The sequence below is a fragment of the Pseudomonas sp. P4_C8 genome (assembly GCF_056401975.1).
Window position 1 is genome coordinate 1 of the sequence record NZ_JBFUIH010000030.1, and the last position, 19489, is coordinate 19489.

At 58.6% G+C, this 19489-nt stretch carries 23 protein-coding genes; 14 read left to right on the forward strand and 9 right to left on the reverse strand.

Going from position 1 to position 19489, the window contains the following annotated elements; genetic code table 11:
• Positions 1 to 533: 533 nt before the first annotated feature.
• The 4 genes from AC1DWM_RS19055 (at position 534) to AC1DWM_RS19070 (ending at position 2362) form a co-directional block, all read left to right on the forward strand.
• Complete coding sequence (locus tag AC1DWM_RS19055) at positions 534 to 896, forward strand: hypothetical protein (protein WP_477795865.1); 363 nt, start codon at positions 534 to 536, stop codon at positions 894 to 896.
• Positions 860 to 1351 (forward strand): glycoside hydrolase family 24 protein, encoded by a 492-nt coding sequence (locus tag AC1DWM_RS19060; RefSeq protein WP_477795866.1) that lies wholly within the window; start codon positions 860 to 862, stop codon positions 1349 to 1351. Before AC1DWM_RS19055 ends, AC1DWM_RS19060 begins: the two co-directional genes overlap by 37 nt.
• Positions 1352 to 1439: 88 nt before the next feature.
• A complete protein-coding gene (locus AC1DWM_RS19065) occupies positions 1440 to 1988 on the forward strand; it encodes a lysis system i-spanin subunit Rz (RefSeq protein WP_223511174.1) in 549 nt (182 codons plus the stop codon).
• Between the two features lie 149 nt (positions 1989 to 2137).
• Complete coding sequence (locus AC1DWM_RS19070) at positions 2138 to 2362, forward strand: hypothetical protein (protein WP_477795867.1); 225 nt, start codon at positions 2138 to 2140, stop codon at positions 2360 to 2362.
• A gap of 66 nt (positions 2363 to 2428) precedes the next feature.
• Here AC1DWM_RS19070 and AC1DWM_RS19075 read toward each other — a convergent pair whose 3' ends face one another.
• The 3 genes from AC1DWM_RS19075 to AC1DWM_RS19085 form a co-directional block, all read right to left on the reverse strand.
• Entirely contained in the window at positions 2429 to 3865 is a 1437-nt protein-coding gene (locus AC1DWM_RS19075) for an FAD/NAD(P)-binding protein (protein ID WP_223511176.1), read from the reverse strand.
• Positions 3866 to 4089: 224 nt separating this feature from the next.
• Positions 4090 to 5493 (reverse strand): LLM class flavin-dependent oxidoreductase, encoded by a 1404-nt coding sequence (locus tag AC1DWM_RS19080; protein ID WP_223511268.1) that lies wholly within the window; start codon positions 5491 to 5493, stop codon positions 4090 to 4092.
• A gap of 184 nt (positions 5494 to 5677) precedes the next feature.
• Positions 5678 to 6241, reverse strand: a complete 564-nt coding sequence (locus tag AC1DWM_RS19085; protein WP_223511177.1) for a helix-turn-helix domain-containing protein — start codon at positions 6239 to 6241, stop codon at positions 5678 to 5680.
• Here AC1DWM_RS19085 and AC1DWM_RS19090 point away from each other — a divergent pair.
• From AC1DWM_RS19090 to AC1DWM_RS19120, 7 genes are all read left to right on the forward strand, one after another.
• Entirely contained in the window at positions 6236 to 7252 is a 1017-nt protein-coding gene (locus AC1DWM_RS19090) for a DMT family transporter (protein WP_223511178.1), read from the forward strand. The two genes, AC1DWM_RS19085 and AC1DWM_RS19090, sit on opposite strands and share 6 nt — an antisense overlap.
• Before the next feature lie 272 nt (positions 7253 to 7524).
• Entirely contained in the window at positions 7525 to 10443 is a 2919-nt protein-coding gene (locus tag AC1DWM_RS19095; RefSeq protein WP_223511179.1) for a monovalent cation/H+ antiporter subunit A, read from the forward strand.
• Positions 10443 to 10787: a Na+/H+ antiporter subunit C gene (locus tag AC1DWM_RS19100; protein WP_007944721.1), complete on the forward strand. Its 345-nt coding sequence runs from the start codon at positions 10443 to 10445 to the stop codon at positions 10785 to 10787. The genes AC1DWM_RS19095 and AC1DWM_RS19100 overlap by 1 nt, the downstream gene beginning before the upstream one ends.
• Positions 10784 to 12469, forward strand: coding sequence for a monovalent cation/H+ antiporter subunit D (locus AC1DWM_RS19105; protein ID WP_477795868.1), 1686 nt, complete (start codon positions 10784 to 10786; stop codon positions 12467 to 12469). Before AC1DWM_RS19100 ends, AC1DWM_RS19105 begins: the two co-directional genes overlap by 4 nt.
• Positions 12466 to 12954, forward strand: a complete 489-nt coding sequence (locus AC1DWM_RS19110; protein ID WP_477795869.1) for a Na+/H+ antiporter subunit E — start codon at positions 12466 to 12468, stop codon at positions 12952 to 12954. The genes AC1DWM_RS19105 and AC1DWM_RS19110 overlap by 4 nt, the downstream gene beginning before the upstream one ends.
• Positions 12951 to 13229, forward strand: a complete 279-nt coding sequence (locus AC1DWM_RS19115; protein WP_007944718.1) for a K+/H+ antiporter subunit F — start codon at positions 12951 to 12953, stop codon at positions 13227 to 13229. The genes AC1DWM_RS19110 and AC1DWM_RS19115 overlap by 4 nt, the downstream gene beginning before the upstream one ends.
• Positions 13226 to 13588: a Na+/H+ antiporter subunit G gene (locus tag AC1DWM_RS19120; RefSeq protein ID WP_223511182.1), complete on the forward strand. Its 363-nt coding sequence runs from the start codon at positions 13226 to 13228 to the stop codon at positions 13586 to 13588. Before AC1DWM_RS19115 ends, AC1DWM_RS19120 begins: the two co-directional genes overlap by 4 nt.
• 125 nt (positions 13589 to 13713) lie before the next feature.
• Here AC1DWM_RS19120 and AC1DWM_RS19125 read toward each other — a convergent pair whose 3' ends face one another.
• The 4 genes from AC1DWM_RS19125 to AC1DWM_RS19140 form a co-directional block, all read right to left on the reverse strand.
• Positions 13714 to 14151: a DUF3995 domain-containing protein gene (locus AC1DWM_RS19125; protein WP_223511183.1), complete on the reverse strand. Its 438-nt coding sequence runs from the start codon at positions 14149 to 14151 to the stop codon at positions 13714 to 13716.
• An 85-nt stretch (positions 14152 to 14236) separates the two neighbouring features.
• Positions 14237 to 15253 carry an ABC transporter substrate-binding protein gene (locus AC1DWM_RS19130; RefSeq protein ID WP_477795870.1) on the reverse strand — a complete coding sequence of 339 codons (1017 nt, stop codon included), beginning with the start codon at positions 15251 to 15253 and terminating at the stop codon, positions 14237 to 14239.
• 117 nt (positions 15254 to 15370) lie between these two features.
• Positions 15371 to 15574 (reverse strand): hypothetical protein, encoded by a 204-nt coding sequence (locus AC1DWM_RS19135; RefSeq protein WP_452626923.1) that lies wholly within the window; start codon positions 15572 to 15574, stop codon positions 15371 to 15373.
• A complete protein-coding gene (locus AC1DWM_RS19140) occupies positions 15574 to 16023 on the reverse strand; it encodes a hypothetical protein (protein WP_223511269.1) in 450 nt (149 codons plus the stop codon). The genes AC1DWM_RS19135 and AC1DWM_RS19140 overlap by 1 nt, the downstream gene beginning before the upstream one ends.
• Before the next feature lie 431 nt (positions 16024 to 16454).
• On the opposite strand from AC1DWM_RS19140, the gene AC1DWM_RS19145 reads away from it, so the two are divergent.
• From AC1DWM_RS19145 to AC1DWM_RS19155, 3 genes are all read left to right on the forward strand, one after another.
• A complete protein-coding gene (locus tag AC1DWM_RS19145) occupies positions 16455 to 16703 on the forward strand; it encodes a hypothetical protein (RefSeq protein WP_223511186.1) in 249 nt (82 codons plus the stop codon).
• A 157-nt stretch (positions 16704 to 16860) separates the two neighbouring features.
• A complete protein-coding gene (locus tag AC1DWM_RS19150; RefSeq protein ID WP_223511271.1) occupies positions 16861 to 17091 on the forward strand; it encodes a hypothetical protein in 231 nt (76 codons plus the stop codon).
• Positions 17092 to 17221: 130 nt separating this feature from the next.
• On the forward strand, positions 17222 to 17461 hold the full coding sequence (locus AC1DWM_RS19155) for a DUF2789 domain-containing protein (protein WP_223511187.1): 240 nt from the start codon (positions 17222 to 17224) through the stop codon (positions 17459 to 17461).
• 9 nt (positions 17462 to 17470) lie between these two features.
• On the opposite strand, the gene AC1DWM_RS19160 is transcribed toward AC1DWM_RS19155, so the two are convergent.
• Both AC1DWM_RS19160 and AC1DWM_RS19165 read right to left on the reverse strand, forming a co-directional pair.
• A complete protein-coding gene (locus AC1DWM_RS19160) occupies positions 17471 to 17674 on the reverse strand; it encodes a hypothetical protein (protein WP_223511188.1) in 204 nt (67 codons plus the stop codon).
• Positions 17675 to 17794: 120 nt separating this feature from the next.
• Complete coding sequence (locus tag AC1DWM_RS19165; protein WP_477795871.1) at positions 17795 to 19399, reverse strand: methyl-accepting chemotaxis protein; 1605 nt, start codon at positions 19397 to 19399, stop codon at positions 17795 to 17797.
• Between the last annotated feature and the right edge of the window lie 90 nt (positions 19400 to 19489).

The window sequence follows — 19489 nt, forward strand, 5'->3', positions numbered from 1 at the left end:
TAGCAAATAGCAAATAGCAAATAGCAAATAGCAAATAGCAAATAGCAAATAGCAAATAGCAAATAGCAAATAGCAAATAGCAAATAGCAAATAGCAAATAGCAAATAGCAAATAGCAAATAGCAAATAGCAAATAGCAAATAGCAAATAGCAAATACTGGACTAACAACCCTTAAAATTTTCACCCACAAAAAAATCATGCCAACAGCTAGTCATCTAGCCTTTGGCATGGCGATGCAGCACGAAAATAGCAAAATAGTAGCGCTGACCGCCCCCACGACACCATTCCTCAAACTGCGTGCACAGTCCGAATTTGGACTTGATATTGTCACTCGCCAACATCGGCGCTAATGTCAATACCAGCCCGACGTTAAACCATGAACAAGTAGATTTTCAAGTCAAGCGATCTCCCTACAGAGTATTCCTTGCTTAAACGAAAACTGTCGTTCGCGCAGTATTATTGCAGGCGCGTCGACATTGCTATTGCACACTCCAATCTAAAGAAGCTCTACATTCGCAAGGCGAGAGTTAATCATGATCAAGAGACAAAGTGATAGAGGAGTGTTTATTTTTGGTTATTTAGTAGTGGCCTGCGCAATCATCGCATCGAGTATCGCGCTAATCTTTCATGCCGAAGCAAAAATCACTAAAACTCGCTATGAAGAAGTACGCGAGGAAAGACTTCAGAGAATGCAGACTAGCCTGGACACTCTCGTGGAGCTTAAGTCCGTACTCAAGCACACCACTGGAATACCCTCCCCTGACTTACTAAAAGCGGCACACACCTTAGACCAGTTAATTTCAGACATAGAAGCCCTGCAAATTAAAATCAACATAGAAAATAACAGGGAGAAAAAAAAATGGCTCACCTCAATGAGAAAGACGCTGGCGGACTAAATATTCTTGCTTTTTTGGACATGCTTGCATGGTCAGAAGGGACGGACAATGGAAAACAGTGCTCCAGCAATCATGGTTACGACGTGATCGTCGGCGGCGCGCTATTTACTAGTTACGTCGACCATCCTCGAAGACTAGTCGCTTTACCCAGGCTGGGTATTAAATCCACGGCAGCAGGTCGCTATCAATTACTGTCGCGGTACTGGGATGCCTACAAAGACTCGCTTAAACTTGTCGGTGGTTTTACACCCGAAAATCAGGACCGAGTCGCTATCCAGCAAATTCGTGAGCAAGGGGCACTTAATGACATCAAAGCAGGAAGAGTAACGGAAGCCATTGCCAAGTGTTCAAATATTTGGGCAAGCCTGCCGGGCGCAGGATATGGACAGCATGAGCAAACCGTTGAAAAACTAATCGCTCGCTATGTTTCCGCGGGTGGCCTATTAGATGCTTGATAACCGATCCAGTATAGTGAATTTATTGACCGGTACATTTTATCGACCACTAGCTGTGAGATTGTAAAAACACCTAAGAGGTACACATGTGATTGCTTTTATTCTGAAGTCTATTCCTCTGGTTATCGCAGCCGTGATCGCGGCAAGTACCGCGTGGATGATTCAGGGGTGGCGATATGGCGTCGAGATTGAATCCTTACAGCGGGTTCACGCTGACACCATGGCCGAAATTAGCCGAGTCGCTGCACGACAATTACAGGCGCAGATGGACCGGCATAAGGAACAGGCCAACGAGATTATATTGCTCGATAAAAGGCACTATCAGGAGTTACAAGATGCACAGCAAAATTCCGCTCGTCTTAGTGCTGATCTTGCCACTTCTCATCAGCGGTTGTCAGTCCGCGTTCAGCGTTGCTCGTCCAGCCACTTGCCTGCAACCGCCAGCCCCCCCAGCCTGGATGATGGAGCCCAGCGAGCCGAACTATACCCAGAGGATGCAGCGGCTCTTGCAACCATCACCGGTGACGCCGATCGTTGCGCCGTAAAGCTGAGCGGACTTCAAGGTTACGTTTGTGCAATCAATCCTGATGCACCTGATTGTGGGTTAGCCGGTAAAGGCGCGGCAAGGCCTGAATAGGAAAACCGCCAGCGCCTCCTTGTCGACCGCACACCTCGCTGACATCGGATCAACGATCTCGATAACGACTATGCCCAAGGGTGTTTTTCCATCACCACGCTCCAGCACTAGAGTGGCGACATCTTCTCCCCACGCTCTGGAGCAACCTCATGAAAAGCCTCATCGGTCTTGGTTTCGCCCTGTCGGTTCTTGGCGCTACATCCGCTATCGCTGCGCCGCAGGCCACCTCCCGGATTGTCGCCGCCGTTAAAGTCAGCCAACCGGCCACACTCAATGTGAACACTGTCGGTAGCGATCACAAAGACAGTCAGCCGAGCGCACTGTACGTCGCTGAAAACCGCCCTGAATTCGGCTTGAAGTATCAGCGGTATTGATTAACGGCTTTGCGCCGCTTGAACAAAAAACCCTGGGTAGATCCGATCTACCCGGGGTTTTCTTTGTTAAACGCAATCCCCGACAAGTCGCGCCGCCAGGGCTTTAGCCTGTAGGGCTACGTCGGTGACTGCCGTGCTTTCCCACCACATGCCGCGCAACGGCGGCCCCATGGCGAACAGGCGCCGGGCGACCAGCCCTTCGGCGTCCAGTACGGCACCGTCGACAGCCGCTGCAATCCCCAGCGCCAACGGTCCCGGCCGGATCAATCCGCGCGCCAACAGTTGCTGTGGCAGCGGTCGGGCGACCCGGCGCCAGTCATACTCGATGCCGCTGGAGTTGATCAACGCCGCGCCACGCACCACACACGTGCAGGCCTCGCCACGACGACGAATGCGGATGCTGACTCCGTCCTGCGACCCGGGTTCAAGGCCTTTGAACGACGCCGCTTGAATCCGCAAGCGCCCTTCCCGGTGTAACCGCTCCACCAGGGCGGCACTCAAGGGTGGCGAGCGGTGGTGATGACTTTCCCACCACGGCCGGAGATGTCGCACAAACTGCCGACGCTGCCGGTCCGTCGCCTGATTCCACAACCGGCCAATGTGCGCACGCACGGTATCGAGCGGTGCTTGCCAGTCGATGCCTTGGGCGATGGCCTCCCGACAATGTTGTCGCAGCTCGCGCACCAACTGGCGTGGCGCGCGAATGCTGTGATCGTCAGCCAGAAAATCTACCCAGGCCGGTGGTTGCCGACGCACATGCGGTAGCAATCCGTGACGGGAAAACACTTCGATCGGCCCGCGATGCCCGGCCTGTTCCAGCGACACCACGGCATCGACCATGGTCAGGCCGGAACCGATGATCAGCACCGTCGACTGTGGATCAAGCTGGCGCATGGCGGCGACATCCCACGGATCCAGCGCTGCGGCGTTCAAACCGCTGGACTCTTTCAGTGGCGTGCGCGCCGCGGGAAACATCCCGGTCGCCAGCACGGCAAAAGCGCCCTGCAAGCGTTGCCCGTCACTCAATGTCAGCCGAACTGAATCGTCGTCCGTTTGCAGATCGATCACTTCCGCCTGCACATGCTCGACCGTGGAGCCATTCAGTGCCCCGACGGCTTGCGCTTCGGCCAGGCGTTGCTGCACGTACACGCCGAACAGGCCCCGTGGCGGGAACAATTCGCTGATCGGCACAGGTTGTTCGGCCGATTCCGGCCAGCCACCGGTGGCGATGTGTCCAGTCAACCATTGCGTCAGGTCATCGGCGTTGTCTGGATCGACGCTCATCCGCGCCGCGTTGCCGTTCAGCGTATGGCCCAACTCGACTGCGCTATAGGCTTCGCCTCGACCGAGCTCCGCACGGGGTTCAATCACCAGTACCGAACGACGGCCAGGCAAACGCAACAATTGCGCCGCCAGCATCGCGCCACTGAGGCCGCCGCCGATGATCAGAATGTCTGCGTGGCGGGTGGCGTCGATCGTCTGCGCGCTTTGGATTTCGCTCATGCCCTGCTCATTGGTCAATGTTTACCGGAATGGAACGCTGTGCATGCCACCTTAATGTGTTGCTCACCAGCACACAAACCTCCCCCTGTAGGAGCTGGCTTGCCAGCGAAAGCGGCATGTCAGTCAACATTTATATCGACTGATCCACCGCCTTCGCTGGCAAGCCAGCTCCTACAGGTGACCTCGTTTTCTGTGAGATAGGCGATCAAATGTAGCGAAGGCGTCTAGGCAGACACCACTTTCTTCTCCTGCTGGTGCAATGCCGCCAGATCCCGATAACCCGCTCCCGGATGAATATCCGGCAACCGCGCTCCTTCCCCAAACAACTTCTCGCGCAAGGTTCCCGGCGCATAGTCGGTCTTGTACACACCGCGCTTCTGCAACTCCGGCACCAGCAATTCCACGGCATCGATGAAGGTTTCGTGGGTCAACGCATAGGCCAGGTTGAAACCGTCCACGTCGGTCTCCTCCACCCACTCTTGCAGAAGATCGGCGACTGTCTCGGGACCGCCGACAAACAACGGCCCAAATCCGCCGATTCCCACCCAGTCCGCCAGTTCGTTGGGCGTCCAGACCTTGTTCGGGTCCGCCGTGGAAAACGCTTCTACCGCCGATTGAATGGCATTGGTGTGCACGTGCTTGAGCGGTTCATCGGGTTTGAACTGACTGAAGTCGATGCCGGTCCAGCCGGAAATCAACGCCATGGCCCCTTCGTAACTGACCCAGGTCTTGTATTCCTCGAACTTGGATTTGGCCTTCGCGTCTGTTTCACCGAGGATTACCGTTTGCAGGTTGAAGATCAGGATTTTCTTCGGATCGCGCCCGGCCTCGGCGGCACGTCGGCGAATGTCGGCCACGGTTTTCTTCAGCAACACTTTCGACGGCGCGGCGACGAATACGCATTCGGCATGTTCGGCCGCAAACTGCTTGCCCCGACTCGATGCGCCGGCCTGATAAAGCACCGGCGTGCGTTGCGGCGAAGGTTCGCACAGGTGAATGCCCGGCACCTGGAAGTGTTTGCCAACGTGGCGGATCTCGTGAATTTTGCTCGGGTCGCTGAAGATCCGCCGCTCGCGATCACGCAGAATCGCGCCCTCTTCCCAACTGCCTTCCCAGAGCTTGTAACAAACCTCCAGGTATTCCTCGGCGAAGTCATAACGGGCGTCGTGTTCGGTCTGGTTTTTCTGGCCGATGTTTTTTGCGCCACTCTCCAGGTACGAAGTGACGATATTCCAGCCGGCGCGGCCCTTGGTCAGGTGATCCAGCGTCGACATGCGTCGGGCGAACGGATACGGATGTTCAAACGATAGCGAGGCGGTCAGGCCAAACCCCAAATGCTCGGTCACCAGTGCCATCGGCGGGATCAGTTGCAGCGGATCGTTGACCGGTACTTGCGCGGCCTGACGGATCGCCGCCTCACCGTTGCCGTTGTAGACGTCGTAGATGCCCAGCACATCAGCAAGGAACAAGCCGTCGAACTTACCGCGTTCAAGGATTTTCGCCAGATCGGTCCAGTATTCGAGGTCTTTGTACTGCCACGAACGATCGCGCGGGTGCGCCCACAAGCCCGGCGACTGATGGCCGACGCAGTTCATGTCGAAGGCGTTGAGGCGAATTTCGCGGGAGATACGTGGGGGTTGGGCTGGGGTTGTCATGGGCCGACTCCGGGATTCTGGTAAATGCTCCGGAGGCATTTGCAGGAGTCGTGCCTGAATATAATTTCCTGTTATTTCAATAAGTTGGTGAATCTTCCAAGAAAGACTTGAAGCTTTAGAAGGGCAAAGTGTCTATCCACTGTTGATCGGTAAACAGTCAGATCACCACGTTGCGCACAAACCGCGCCGCCACGGGACCATCGTTGCGATAGGCATGGGGCTGGTTGCTGGCGAACATGAAGAACTCACCGGCAGCGATATGCTGCGGCGTGTCGCCCAGCATCAAGGTCAGGCAGCCTTCAAACACGTAGATCTGCTCGCTCCAGCCTTCGGCGTCCGGTTGCGACGGGTAAATTTCCCCCGGTTGCAGGCACCATTCCCATTGTTCCACCTCGCGAGTCGCGGTGGCCTTGGACAGTAAAACGGCTTTGCTGCCGGGGATTACTCCGGCCCAGGCCACTTCGTTGATGCGGCTCGGGTCGCGGGCGTCCGGGGCCTGGATCAGATCGCTGAAGGCCACCTCCAGCGCTTCGGCCACGCGGTCGAGAGTGGTCAGGCTGACGTTCTTCTCGCCGGCCTCGATGGCCACCAGCATCCGGCGGCTGACTCCGGACTTTTCGGCCAGCGCGGTCTGGCTCATGTCGGCGGCGTGGCGCAAACGCCGAACGTTTTGGCTAACGTGCTGGAGGACCGAAGCCCGTTGCGTGGAATCTTTGTGCACTATATTGCTCACTTGGTAGGGTTGGGCAGTATACTGCGCAACATTCGGCGCATTGTGCGTCCCCCTCAGGTAGCGTGCAAGGTCATGACGTCGGCGAACTCTTCCCCCCGTTTCTCACGGTTCAGCAAAGCCGAGTGCGTGCTAGTGCTGATCACCATGGTCTGGGGCGGCACCTTTTTGTTGGTGCAGCATGCGATGACCGTCAGCGGCCCGATGTTTTTCGTCGGCCTGCGCTTCGCCGCTGCCGCGAGCCTCGTCGCGCTGTTCTCCTGGCGCCACCTGCGGGAACTGACCCTGTTCGAACTCAAGGCCGGGGCCTTTATCGGTGTGGCGATCATGCTCGGTTATGGTTTGCAGACGGTCGGCTTGCAGAGCATTCCCAGCAGCCAGTCAGCGTTTATCACCGCGCTGTACGTACCTTTCGTGCCGTTACTGCAATGGCTGGTGCTGGGACGACGCCCGGGGTTGATGCCGAGCATCGGGATCATGCTGGCGTTTACCGGGTTGATGTTGCTGTCGGGGCCTTCCGGCGCTTCGTTCAATTTCAGTCCGGGTGAAATCGCCACGCTGATCAGCGCCATCGCGATTGCCGCGGAGATCATTCTGATCAGCACCTATGCCGGTCAGGTCGATGTGCGTCGGGTGACGGTGGTGCAATTGGCTACCACGTCGGTGTTGGCGTTTTTGATGGTGGTGCCGACTCAGGAACGCATTCCGGACTTCTCTTGGCTGCTGTTGTGCAGCGCCTTGGGCCTGGGCGCGGCGAGTGCGGCGATTCAGGTGGCGATGAACTGGGCGCAGAAGAGTGTTTCACCGACGCGGGCGACGTTGATTTATGCCGGCGAGCCAGTGTGGGCCGGGATTGTCGGGCGGATCGCCGGGGAGCGGCTGCCGGCGATTGCACTGGTTGGCGCGGGGTTGATCGTGGCGGCGGTGATTGTGAGTGAGTTGAAGACCAAGGGTAAGCGTGCTGCGGCGCAGGAAGAGTTGGAACGGGAAACACAGGGTTAGGCCGTAATATCTGCGGTGCATGGTAGATCGCCTTCGCGAGCAGGCTCGCTCCCACAGTTGATCGCGGTGTACTCAGATTATGTGTATACCAAAGACCAAATGTGGGAGCGAGCCTGCTCGCGATGGGGCCGGAAGGGTTTAAACCGGCACTTTGAAACAATGTTAATCAGCCTTTTACCGTCTACCGTGAAGGATTCTGCGACAGCGTGGCGTTTGGCGTTCTGGGGAGTGGCACGTATGATGCTTCACAAACTTCCGCAGATTAGAAGCCTATGTCCCTGATAGTTCTACTGCTTCTGCCTTTTATCGGCAGCTGTCTGGCAGCCGTTCTGCCGCACAACGCGCGTAATACTGCCCCCCTGCTGACTGGCCTGATCGCACTGATCGGCACGGTCCAGGTCGCGCTTATGTACCCGCAAATCGCCCATGGCGGCGTGATCCGCGAAGAATTCTTCTGGCTGCCAAGCCTCGGTCTGAACTTCGTCTTGCGCCTGGACGGGTTCGCCTGGCTGTTCTCGATGCTGGTGCTGGGCATCGGCACACTGGTCTCGCTGTACGCACGCTACTACATGTCGCCGGACGATCCGGTGCCGCGTTTTTTTGCGTTTTTCCTGGCGTTCATGGGCGCGATGCTCGGGCTGGTGATTTCCGGCAACCTGATCCAGGTCGTGTTTTTCTGGGAGTTGACCAGCCTCTTCTCCTTCCTGCTGATCGGTTACTGGCACCACCGCAGCGACGCACGACGCGGTGCCTACATGGCGCTGATGGTCACCGGCGCGGGCGGCTTGTGCCTGTTGGCGGGGGTCATGCTTCTCGGCCATGTGGTCGGCAGCTACGACCTGGACAAGGTCCTGGCCGCTGGCGATCTGATTCGCGCACACGCCCTCTACCCGCTGCTGTTACCCCTGATCCTGATCGGCGCCTTGAGCAAAAGCGCGCAATTCCCTTTCCACTTCTGGTTGCCCCACGCGATGGCGGCGCCGACACCCGTCTCGGCCTATCTGCACTCGGCGACCATGGTCAAGGCCGGGGTGTTTCTGCTGGCACGGCTTTGGCCTTCGCTGTCCGGCAGCGAAGAGTGGTTCTACATCGTCAGCGGAGCCGGCGCCTGCACCCTGCTGCTGGGTGCCTACTGCGCGATGTTCCAGAACGACCTCAAAGGTTTGCTGGCCTACTCGACCATCAGCCATCTGGGACTGATCACCCTGCTGCTGGGCTTGAACAGCCCGCTGGCGGCTGTGGCCGCGGTGTTCCACATTCTCAACCACGCGACCTTCAAGGCTTCGCTGTTCATGGCCGCCGGGATCATCGACCACGAAAGCGGCACCCGCGACATTCGAAAGCTCAGCGGCCTGATCAAACTGATTCCGTTCACCGCTACCCTGGCCATGGTCGCCAGCGCCTCGATGGCCGGCGTGCCGCTGCTCAACGGTTTTCTATCGAAAGAAATGTTCTTTGCCGAAACCGTATTCATCAATGCCACGGCCTGGGTCGAGTGGAGCCTGCCAATTGTCGCAACCATCGCCGGGACGTTCAGCGTCGCCTATTCGTTGCGCTTCACCGTCGACGTGTTCTTCGGCCCGACCGCCACCGACCTGCCACACACCCCGCACGAACCACCCCGCTGGATGCGTGCGCCGGTGGAGTTGCTGGTGTTCACCTGCCTGGTCGTCGGGATATTCCCGGCGCAAGTGGTCGGCTCCATATTGGCTGCCGCGGCCCTGCCGGTGGTGGGCGGCACCCTTCCGGAATACAGCCTGGCGATCTGGCACGGCTTGAACGCGCCGATGATCATGAGCCTGATCGCCATGTCCGGCGGCATCGTGCTCTATCTGCTGTTGCGCAATCAGCTCAAGCGCGGGCGCTTCAAGTATCCACCGGTTATTGGCCGGCTCAGCGGCAAGCGCCTGTTCGAGCGCAGCTTGGTAATCACGATGCGCCTGGCCCGTCGTCTGGTGGGACGGATCAGCACTCATCGCCTGCAAACCCAATTGTTCCTGGTGGTCCTCGCCGCCGTGTTGGCCGGGTTGATCCCGATGCTCCACAGCAGCCTGAGCTGGGGAGACCGGCCTAAAATCCCGGGCTCGATCGTGTTCGTGACCCTGTGGTTGCTGGCGATTGTCTGCGCCCTTGGCGCGGCGTGGCAGGCCAAGTATCACCGGCTCGCGGCCCTGACCATGGTCAGCGTCTGCGGTCTGATGACGTGCGTAACCTTCGTCTGGTTTTCCGCGCCCGATCTGGCGTTGACGCAACTGGCGGTCGAAGTGGTGACCACGGTGCTGATCCTGCTGGGCCTGCGCTGGCTGCCCCGGCGGATCGAAGAGGTATCGCCACTGCCAAGCAGCCTGCGCAAGGCACGCATCCGGCGTATCCGCGACTTGCTGCTGTCGACCGTGGTCGGTGGCGGCATGGCCTTGCTGGCCTACGCGATGCTGACACGCCAGACGCCCAACGACATTTCCTCGTTCTACCTCAGTCGTGCCCTGCCCGAAGGCGGCGGCAGCAACGTGGTCAACGTGATGCTGGTGGACTTCCGTGGCTTCGACACCCTCGGTGAAATCACCGTGCTGGTGGCCGTGGCCCTGACCGTATTCGCCCTGCTGCGACGCTTCCGCCCTCCCAAAGAAAGCCTGCAACTGCCGGCCCAGCAACGCCTGCTGGCACCGGACGTGGTCACCGATCTGGTCAACCCGCGCCACGCCAGCGATACCGCGCTGGGGTTCATGATGGTCCCGGCGGTGCTGGTGCGCCTGTTGTTGCCGATTGCACTGGTGGTGTCGTTGTACTTGTTCATGCGCGGGCACAATCAACCGGGCGGCGGGTTTGTCGCGGGGCTGGTGATGTCGGTGGCGTTCATCCTGCAATACATGGTCGCCGGCACGCAGTGGGTCGAGGCGCAAATGAGCCTGCGACCGCTGCGCTGGATGGGCACCGGATTGCTATTTGCCACGGTCACCGGGCTCGGGGCCATGGCGGTCGGTTATCCGTTCCTGACCACCCACACCTGGCATTTCACACTGCCGGTGCTGGGTGACATTCACATCGCCAGCGCACTGTTTTTCGACATCGGCGTGTATGCCGTGGTGGTCGGTTCGACGCTGTTGATCCTCACCGCCCTCGCCCACCAATCGGTTCGCGGCCACAAAACCGCAGCCCAGCCAAAACCCGTCGCCACGCAAGGAGCCGTCTGATGGAAGAAGTCATCGCAATCGCCATCGGCGTTCTTGCTGCGTCAGGCGTCTGGCTGATCCTGCGGCCACGGACCTTTCAGGTGGTGATGGGCCTGTGCCTGCTGTCCTATGGCGTCAACCTGTTCATTTTCAGCATGGGCAGCCTGTTCATCGGCCGGGAACCGATCATCAAGGACGGTGTGCCACAGGACTTGTTGCATTACACCGATCCACTGCCGCAGGCCCTGGTGCTGACAGCCATCGTGATCAGCTTCGCCATGACCGCACTGTTTCTGGTGGTGCTGCTCGCTTCCCGGGGCTTGACCGGGACCGACCATGTCGATGGCCGGGAGCCTAAAGAATGAATGCGATGACGCACCTGATCGCCGCACCGATTCTGCTACCGCTGCTGACCGCCGCCATCATGTTGATGCTCGGCGAGAAACACCGTCCGCTGAAGGCCAAAATCAACCTGTTCTCCAGCCTGCTCGGTCTGGGGATTTCCGTGTTGTTGCTGCAATGGACACAAACCACCGGCGTCCCTGGCTCCATCGGCGTGTACCTGCCGGGCAACTGGCAAGTGCCGTTCGGCCTGGTGCTGGTGGTCGATCGCCTGTCAGCCTTGATGCTGGTGTTGACCGGGATCATTGGCGTCAGCGCCTTGCTGTTTGCCATGGCCCGCTGGGACGGTGCCGGTTCCAGTTTCCACGCGCTGTTCCAGATTCAATTGATGGGGCTGTACGGTGCGTTCCTGACCGCCGACCTGTTCAACCTGTTCGTGTTTTTCGAAGTGCTGCTGGCGGCGTCCTACGGTTTGATGCTGCACGGTTCCGGCCGGCCGCGCGTGTCGGCGGGGCTGCATTACATCTCGATCAACCTGTTGGCGTCGTCGCTGTTCCTGATTGGCGCGGCACTGATTTACGGGGTCACCGGCACCCTGAACATGGCCGACCTGGCGCTGAAAATCCCGCTGGTGCCCGAAGCTGATCGCGGCTTGCTGCATGCCGGCGCGGGGATTCTCGCGGTGGCGTTTCTGGCCAAGGCCGGGATGTGGCCACTGAACTTCTGGCTGGTGCCTGCCTACTCCTCGGCCAGCGCACCGGTGGCGGCCATGTTCGCGATCATGACCAAAGTAGGCGTCTACACCTTGCTGCGTTTGTGGACGCTGCTGTTCTCTGGCCAGGCCGGGGCGTCCGCATACTTTGGCGGCGACTGGCTGATCTATGGCGGCATGGCGACGATCGTCTGCGCGGCGCTGGCGATTCTGGCGGCCCAACGCCTGGAGCGCATGGCCAGCCTGAGCATTCTGGTGTCGGCCGGGATTCTATTGTCAGCCATCGGCTTCGCCCAACCGAACCTGATCGCGGCGGCGCTGTTCTATCTGGTCAGCTCGACCCTGGCGTTGAGCGCGTTGTTCCTGCTGGCCGAGTTGATCGAGCGTTCCCGTTCGGTCATTGAAATACCACTGTTCGATGACGCTGACCTGATTGCGCGTCCGACACCCTCCGTGCAGCCGCCCAAAGGCACCAACCTCGATGACGATCAGAAAGCCGTGGTCGGCCAAGTGATTCCCTGGACCATGGCCTTCCTCGGCCTGAGCTTCATTGCCTGCGCGTTGTTGATTATCGGCATGCCGCCGCTCTCTGGCTTCATCGGCAAACTCAGCCTGCTCAGCGCCCTCCTCAACCCGTTGGGCCTGGGCAATGGCGCAGGCGAACCGGTGTCGAACGCGGCGTGGGGATTGCTGGCCCTGTTGATTCTGTCGGGGCTCGCCTCGCTGATCGCGTTCTCGCGCCTGGGTATCCAGCGTTTCTGGACCCCGCAAGAACGTCCATCGCCGTTGCTGCGCCGTTTTGAGTGCGTGCCGATCATCGTTCTGCTCGGGCTGAGCATTGCGCTGACGTTCAAGGCCGAACCGCTGCTGCGCTACACCCAGGCCGCCGCAGACACGTTGAACAATCCGCAGCAATACGTGATGGCTGTGCTTGGCACTCGCGCGGTGCCAAGCCCGGAAGCCAAAGCGGCGATGGCGGAGGTGCAACCATGAAACGCCTGTTTCCTTCTCCCTGGTTGTCGCTGGCGCTCTTTCTATTGTGGCTGGTGCTGAACCAGTCAATGAGCCCGGGTAACCTGTTGCTCGGCGCCCTGCTGGGTTTCTGCGCACCGTTGATGATGCGCAGGTTGCGACCGCTGCCGATTCGTATTCGTCGCCCAGGGGTGATCCTGCGTTTGCTCTTGGTGGTCGGCCGAGACGTGGTGGTGTCCAACCTCGCCGTGGCCTGGGGCGTGCTCAATGCCGGTCGCCGGCCGCCGCGCTCACGTTTCATCAAAGTGCCGCTGGACCTGCGCGATGCCAACGGCCTCGCCGCGTTGTCGGCAATCTGCACCGTGGTCCCTGGCACCGTCTGGTCGGAGCTGGCGCTGGACCGCAGCATCCTGTTGCTGCATGTGTTCGATCTGGATGACGAAGCGCTGTTCATCCAGCACTTCAAGGCGACCTATGAGCGCCCCTTGATGGAGATCTTCGAATGAGCGCATTGCTGTCGAACGCAATCCTGCTGAGCCTGTTTCTGTTTTCCGTGGCGATGATCCTGACCCTGATCCGTCTGTTCAAAGGGCCATCGGCCCAGGATCGGGTACTGGCGCTGGATTACCTGTACATCATCGCGATGCTGATGATGCTGACGCTGGGCATTCGTTATGCCAGTGACACCTATTTCGAGGCGGCGCTGTTGATCGCCCTGTTCGGCTTCGTCGGCTCGTTTGCCCTGGCGAAATTCCTGCTGCGTGGCGAGGTGATCGAATGAGTGGCGAACTGTCGCTGTGGGTTGAGATTCCAGTAACGATTCTGCTGCTGCTCAGCAGCTTGTTTGCGCTGATCGGCGCCATTGGCCTGGTGCGGATGAAGGATTACTTCCAGCGCATGCACCCGCCGGCGCTGGCCTCGACGCTGGGTGCGTGGTGCGTGGCACTGGCGTCGATCATTTACTTTTCGGCGCTCAAATCGGGGCTGGTGCTGCATGCCTGGCTGATTCCGATTCTGTTGGCGATTACCGTGCCGGTGACCACCTTGCTGCTGGCTCGGGCGGCGCTGTTCCGCAAGCGCATGGCCGGGGATGATGTGCCGGCTGAGGTGAGCAGTCGACGGAGTGAGAGTGGGAGCTGAATCCGGGGATTTGGGTTGACTGGAAGGGCCTCATCGCGAGCAGGCTCACTCCTACAGTGATCTGCGCCATGACACCGATCCCCTGTAGGAGTGAGCCTGCTCGCGATAGCAATTTCAGCAACAACTCAGGTCCAGGCCACTGCCAACAACCCCGCCCCCAACACCACACACAACGGCGAATACACCCAAGTGTCGAGCCGGGCAAACGTCGAATCCTTGACCTCTTTGAAGAACCCCACCAGGTTCGAATCGCCAATCGCCCGGGCGAACATCAGAATCGCGATGGTACTGATCACCCATTGCAACCACCGATCATGCACCACAGGCAGACACAGCCCGACTCGAAAACACACCAGCATGGCGATCATCAGCAACCCCACCGCCACCAACAACGTCACCCAACCCGACGGCTTGAACACCGGCCTTGATTGCGCGCCGCCGTCCCCGGGCACTCGCGGCACCGCCGCCTCGCTGCCCCACTTGCCGCCCGATGCCCAATACACGTGAAGCAGACTAATAATCAAAAAGATTGAAGCCATGCATTGCGCGACCATCAGACTCATATTCGGGCATCCATCCAGTGGGAGCGAATGTGCTCCGGGCGGTGACAGCGATACTCGGAAAAATACAATCGTGTGAGCAACCGGGTTACTTCAATTCGGCGGAAACCTTATCAGCCACCTCCTTTGGCACCCACGCCTTCCAGATTTCCGGATGCGCCTTCATGAACGTTTCCGCCGCCTGGCGTGGCGGGGTGTGCTTTTCGCTCATCTCGGCGAGGGCCTTGTTCAGTGGACCGATCGGCAAATCGACCTTGCTGAAAAACTCGGTAATTTGCGGGTACTGTTTTTGGAACGGCGTGGACACACCGATGGACAGCTTCGAGGGCAGCGAACGCGTTGGCTTGGGATCAGGATTGTCGGAGTCGGTCAGGGTTTTCCAGGCTTCAGCGTCGAAGGGTGGCTCTTCCAGCTGAATCAGCTTGAAGCGCCCGAGCAAGGGCGTCGGTGACCAGTAATAGAACAGAACCGGCTTACCCCGATGAATCGACGACGTGATTTCTGCGTCCAGCGCCGCCCCGGAACCGCTGCGAAAATTCACATAGCTGTCGTTCAGGCCATAGGCGGTGAGCTTCTGCTTGTTAACCACTTCCGACGTCCAGCCGATCGGGCTGTTGAGGAAGCGCCCCTTGCCCGGGGTTTCCGGGTCGGCGAACACGTCTTTGTATTTGGGCAGGTCGCTGACACTGCGCAGCCCCGGCGCCAGTGGCTTGATGCCTTTGGCCGGGTCGCCCTTGATCACATATTCCGGGACCCACCAGCCTTCCGTCGCGCCCTTGACCGTATCGCCCAGGCTCGCGACCTTGCCTTCGGCCTCAGCCTTGACCCAGACCGGGCTGCGTCCGGCCCATTCCTCACCAATGACCTGAATGTCATTGTTGGCCAATGCGGTTTCCAGGGTAATCGTGGTTCCCGGCAAAGTATCGGTTGGCAGCCCGTAACCCTTCTCGACAATGATCCGCAGGATATCCGTGATCAGACTGCCGCTTTCCCAATTCAGGTCGGCGAAGTGGATCGGGGCCTGGGCCGCGTACACCGGAACGGCTGAGGTCAACAACCCGAAACAGGCCAGTGACGCCGCCAGCAACCGTCGAATTCCTTTCATGCTTTTGCACCTCGTGCTGTTCACAGCAATAGCAGGATGGCCTGATAAAGGACCGCAAGCCTCAAAATATTCAGTCAATTGACTGTAGTAGAGGATCCTGATTTCGAGGGGCGGGAATTAATTTTCGCCAGCGTCCTGCAAGCGTGACAGCTCTCTTCTGACCATGCTGGCGTACGCCGCCGGGCGCAGCGTATAGATCTGTGACGCCACCCAATTCAGCCAGGCTCCCTGCAGAACAGCCTTCTGCTCGAACAGCCGCCGGGCTTCAGTGTGTGCACTGGCCTGGTTCTGTTCGTGGAAATCGGCGCGGGTCAGGGTCATTACTCGCTGGCCTTGAAGGTCACCAGTTCGCCCTTGCGCCACTTGGCGGCCTTGGCGGTAACGGCTTTCAGGGTTTTGGTCAGGCCTTCCTGCAACTGTTGGTGGGCAGCGAACACCGTCACCACGCTATGGCCTTCCTTGAACACAATCGCCTGACCATCGGCGGTGGTGACAAACGCGTAATCGCCCAACCCATAGACGGTCAGTTTGATTTCGCGGAACTTGATGTCCAGCTTGCCACCTTCGCGACTCGGCAGAACAGAGGCGCTGAAATGATCGCCGACCTTGAGTTTGAGCCCCGGCTTGTCGTCCACCACCAGCGCTTCTTCGGTGTCGATCTCGGCAATGTAAATGCCTTCGGCGTTCTGTTCGGTGATGTAGACGAAACGAGATTGAAACTGTTTAACCAACTTTGCGCGCAAATCACCCAGCACGAACAAAGCATGCATATCGAGATTACTTACTGCCAAGGAAACATCCCCACATCTGAAATTGATACCGCACGCAGGAAAAGCGCACAGCAGAAAAAAGCAGCCATACCGATGGTCTTGCAAAAAATCCGGGTTGAAATCCTGATCCGGGCAGAGGGCTCGTGCATCGCGAGGTCCGTGAGCGTACTGGAATATCACTCGCGCCGTCTTCCCTCAACGTCGTCAGAGGTTGAAGGAAAATACCCTTCTTGCTGCCAGAGGAAACAGGATGACTAACTTTAAGGAAAAAACGCTTCAAGAAAAGCACTTTTCTGACATATCGTCCGCAAAAAATTGCTTTAGATGTACTCCATTCGCCAACCGGTGATGGCAATTCTAGAGCAGCGATGCTGACAGCGACTAGCCAAAACGACGTACATACGTCGGCAAAACAATGAAAAGGACTTCATATGTGCACTATGACTCATTTTGCAACCGCCCAGGCGCCTTATACCCACAACGCCTCGTCACCGCCTCAGGGGGTGTTCGACCAACCTCGACTGCACCCCGAAGACCCCGCCTGGCCAAGGTTTCAGGTGGTTTTGGCCGGTAACGCGTTCTTCCATATCAAGGAAGCCGCCACAGGCCGCGTCAGAGGTTTGCGCGGTGACCACAACGAAGCCTGTGCACTTGCCCGCTCACTTGAGTCACGCGTATGAGGCGCCGCTGAACTCAATCCAACAGACGTTTCGTCACACCGCCGACTAATCTCAGCCGTCGGCGGGCAACTACTGCCATACTGCCCGCCCCATGAAACCCGTTCCCACGTCGGACGGCGCTCAAAACAACAAAATATTTCCAAGGGAAGGCTGCTACGTGACGGAATTTGATATTGGCGAATTTATTATCCGGGGCGAAGCCAGAGAGATCGACGGCGAATTCCAGGCAGTGATTGTCATGCGCGCCAAACCGAAATTGACCACAGAGACGTATCACCAGGTCGAGAAGGATCGCTGGTTCAAAACGGCGGATGTTGCAGCCATTGCCGCTCAGGAATCGGCTAAAGCCCTGAAAGCCGCAGTCGATGCAGGTGCACTGAAAGCCTGATCATCGAAATTGCCGTCTATGCTCACTCCTGCTTTGGAACATCCATCGAACTCCTGAAGCGCGACCTCCTCAGATGCAATGAAGTCGCCCTTCAGATCTCGCACTCGACGCGAACCACCAGGAGATGAACATGGATTCACCCACACACGACTTGAAAGGCTTGTTCGACCAACTGGGCCTGGACTCCAACCAGAAAGCCATCGATGATTTTATTGCCAGCCATTCCCCCTTGGCCGACAACAAAAAACTGATCGATGCCGAGTTCTGGAGCCCGCAGCAGGCCGGTTTCCTGAAAGAACAGTTACGTGAAGACGCCGATTGGGCACGAGTGGTCGACGACCTGAACCTGCGCCTGCACCAGGTTCACTAACCCACACACTCAATGCAGGCTGCCTGGTGAAGCGGCGTTCAATTGCGCCAACCAGGCAGTCCTGCACGCTTCGGCCTCATTGCGACTGGCAAACGCCGTCCCCCGGCGCTCGCCGTTGAGCAGTACAACCCAACAGACGCTCTGCCCCATCGCGCGCAAACTGGCGGGTACGCCACTGCCAATCATCACCGCGACATTAACTTTGCTTTGCATGCTGGCCTCTCGAATTTCATTAGCAACCTAACCATATAGGCATGTTAATGAGTTAATCCGCGAGGAAACAGCAACGAGCCTGCACAGCTTCGTTGCCAGAATCGTAACAATGGCCCGCCTCTAGCGAGGACTCTGTGGCTTGTAACCCAACCGCAAACCACCCCAATGCCGTCCCTTGAGGATGATCGGCACCGAGAGGTCGTGCATCAGTTCACCCGTGTCGCGGGTGTATGTCTGCAACAACACGGGTTGTTGATGGCTGCCACAGCGGATACCCGTGCGGTCAGCAAATTTACGTTTGGTGCGGTTTTGCAGTGTATCGACCTGCGTGTCGCCGGTTAGCGGCAGGCTAAAGGACTTGTTATGGGTTGGCACATAGCCCTGCTGCGTGCAGGCGATGGCAAACACCAGGCCTTCATGACGCGGTAACAACGGCTCCTGAATCRCCGGCAGGACCTGATCGGTGTAGCGGTCGAAGCGGGTCTGAAACCTGGACGGGCTGGTATTGGGGATCGCCTGGTAATTTCGGTCAAACAGGTCATCGAGGCTGACACGTCCCTGGTCGATATCCGCTTCAAAACGCGCGGCAATCTGGCTCGCGCCCTCGCGGGCCAGGTCATAAATCCGTTGGTGATAGTCATCCAGTCCGACTTCGGCCAGGCGCTCACTGATGGATTCGGCCTGACCTTCCATTTGCACAGCGGCCTGGGCCAGACGCTGGGTCTGTTGATCACTGACTGCAAGATCGCTGCGCATCTGTTCGATGGCATGGAACAGGCTGTCGAGTTGTTCGCGATTGGTGTCCGCGCCGCGGGCGATTTGTCCGACCTGGTCCTCGACGCCAGCGGCCAATCGAGTAATGTTTTCCAGGTGCTGACCGGTGTTCTCGACTTGCTCGACACCGCTGTCGAGGTCGCTGGAGAGTTGACGGATCTGCTCGACGACCTGAGCGGTGCGTTGCTGGATATCGGCAACCATCTCGCCGACCTCACCGGTCGCCGCCGCAGTTCGCGCCGCCAGGCCCCGCACTTCATCGGCCACCACCGCGAAGCCGCGACCGTGTTCACCGGCCCGCGCGGCTTCGATAGCGGCGTTCAACGCCAGCAAGTTGGTCTGGCTGGCGATGGACTGGATCACCAGCGTCACCCGCTGGATATCGTCACTGCGCAGGCTGAGGGCCTCAATCAGCTCGCGACTGTTGCTGGCGCGCTGACTGAGTTGATGCATTCGGGCGATCGACTCCATCAGCTCCTGGCGCCCTGCTGCGCCGCTTTGATGAGCCTCACTCGCGGCACCGAGGGCTTCGCGACTGAGTTTGGAGGTGGCTTGCTCGGTCGCAATCATCACTTCGGCATTGCGGACAATTTGCGCTGCCGCGCTGAGTTGCGATTGCAGTTTGTCTGCCAGTTGCTTGACCGAAAAGGCCACGCCTGCTGCGGATAGCGCGTTGTGGCTGGTGGTGTAGGAAAGGTCGCGGGTCAACGCGGTGATGGTGCTGGAGTTGTCCACGCAGGTGTCTTCCGGCGTAGCGCGGGAGCGCAGACGCGGCAGCCAGATAATCAACACGGCCAAGGGCAAGCCAAGGTATAGCGACCAGCCACCCAGTGCCATGCCGCATAACAAAAGCATCAGGGCGACACTTTGCAGGGTCGGTGTCAGCCAACGGTTTTTCGGCAATTGCACTGGCGCAGGCGTTGCCGCCGCCAGAGATCCGTCTCTCGTCATTTTCGTCACCCCACGCCTTTCTGATTATTGTCTGCGCATTTAACGCCACTACAAGGCCATTATCTATGGTCCATTAGTCGTGGGTATTGC

What these genes read in the sequence shown, in the direction of transcription:
- AC1DWM_RS19115 (WP_007944718.1), top strand. Translation starts at nt 12,951, where the DNA reads ATGAGCGCATTGCTGTCGAACGCAATCCTGCTGAGCCTGTTTCTGTTT.
- AC1DWM_RS19060 (WP_477795866.1), top strand. Translation starts at nt 860, where the DNA reads ATGGCTCACCTCAATGAGAAAGACGCTGGCGGACTAAATATTCTTGCT.
- AC1DWM_RS19095 (WP_223511179.1), top strand. Translation starts at nt 7,525, where the DNA reads ATGTCCCTGATAGTTCTACTGCTTCTGCCTTTTATCGGCAGCTGTCTG.
- AC1DWM_RS19125 (WP_223511183.1), bottom strand. Translation starts at nt 14,151, where the DNA reads ATGAGTCTGATGGTCGCGCAATGCATGGCTTCAATCTTTTTGATTATT.
- AC1DWM_RS19130 (WP_477795870.1), bottom strand. Translation starts at nt 15,253, where the DNA reads ATGAAAGGAATTCGACGGTTGCTGGCGGCGTCACTGGCCTGTTTCGGG.
- AC1DWM_RS19070 (WP_477795867.1), top strand. Translation starts at nt 2,138, where the DNA reads ATGAAAAGCCTCATCGGTCTTGGTTTCGCCCTGTCGGTTCTTGGCGCT.
- AC1DWM_RS19105 (WP_477795868.1), top strand. Translation starts at nt 10,784, where the DNA reads ATGAATGCGATGACGCACCTGATCGCCGCACCGATTCTGCTACCGCTG.
- AC1DWM_RS19055 (WP_477795865.1), top strand. Translation starts at nt 534, where the DNA reads ATGATCAAGAGACAAAGTGATAGAGGAGTGTTTATTTTTGGTTATTTA.
- AC1DWM_RS19110 (WP_477795869.1), top strand. Translation starts at nt 12,466, where the DNA reads ATGAAACGCCTGTTTCCTTCTCCCTGGTTGTCGCTGGCGCTCTTTCTA.
- AC1DWM_RS19135 (WP_452626923.1), bottom strand. Translation starts at nt 15,574, where the DNA reads ATGACCCTGACCCGCGCCGATTTCCACGAACAGAACCAGGCCAGTGCA.
- AC1DWM_RS19120 (WP_223511182.1), top strand. Translation starts at nt 13,226, where the DNA reads ATGAGTGGCGAACTGTCGCTGTGGGTTGAGATTCCAGTAACGATTCTG.
- AC1DWM_RS19100 (WP_007944721.1), top strand. Translation starts at nt 10,443, where the DNA reads ATGGAAGAAGTCATCGCAATCGCCATCGGCGTTCTTGCTGCGTCAGGC.
- AC1DWM_RS19160 (WP_223511188.1), bottom strand. Translation starts at nt 17,674, where the DNA reads ATGCAAAGCAAAGTTAATGTCGCGGTGATGATTGGCAGTGGCGTACCC.
- AC1DWM_RS19145 (WP_223511186.1), top strand. Translation starts at nt 16,455, where the DNA reads ATGTGCACTATGACTCATTTTGCAACCGCCCAGGCGCCTTATACCCAC.
- AC1DWM_RS19075 (WP_223511176.1), bottom strand. Translation starts at nt 3,865, where the DNA reads ATGAGCGAAATCCAAAGCGCGCAGACGATCGACGCCACCCGCCACGCA.
- AC1DWM_RS19140 (WP_223511269.1), bottom strand. Translation starts at nt 16,023, where the DNA reads ATGCATGCTTTGTTCGTGCTGGGTGATTTGCGCGCAAAGTTGGTTAAA.
- AC1DWM_RS19155 (WP_223511187.1), top strand. Translation starts at nt 17,222, where the DNA reads ATGGATTCACCCACACACGACTTGAAAGGCTTGTTCGACCAACTGGGC.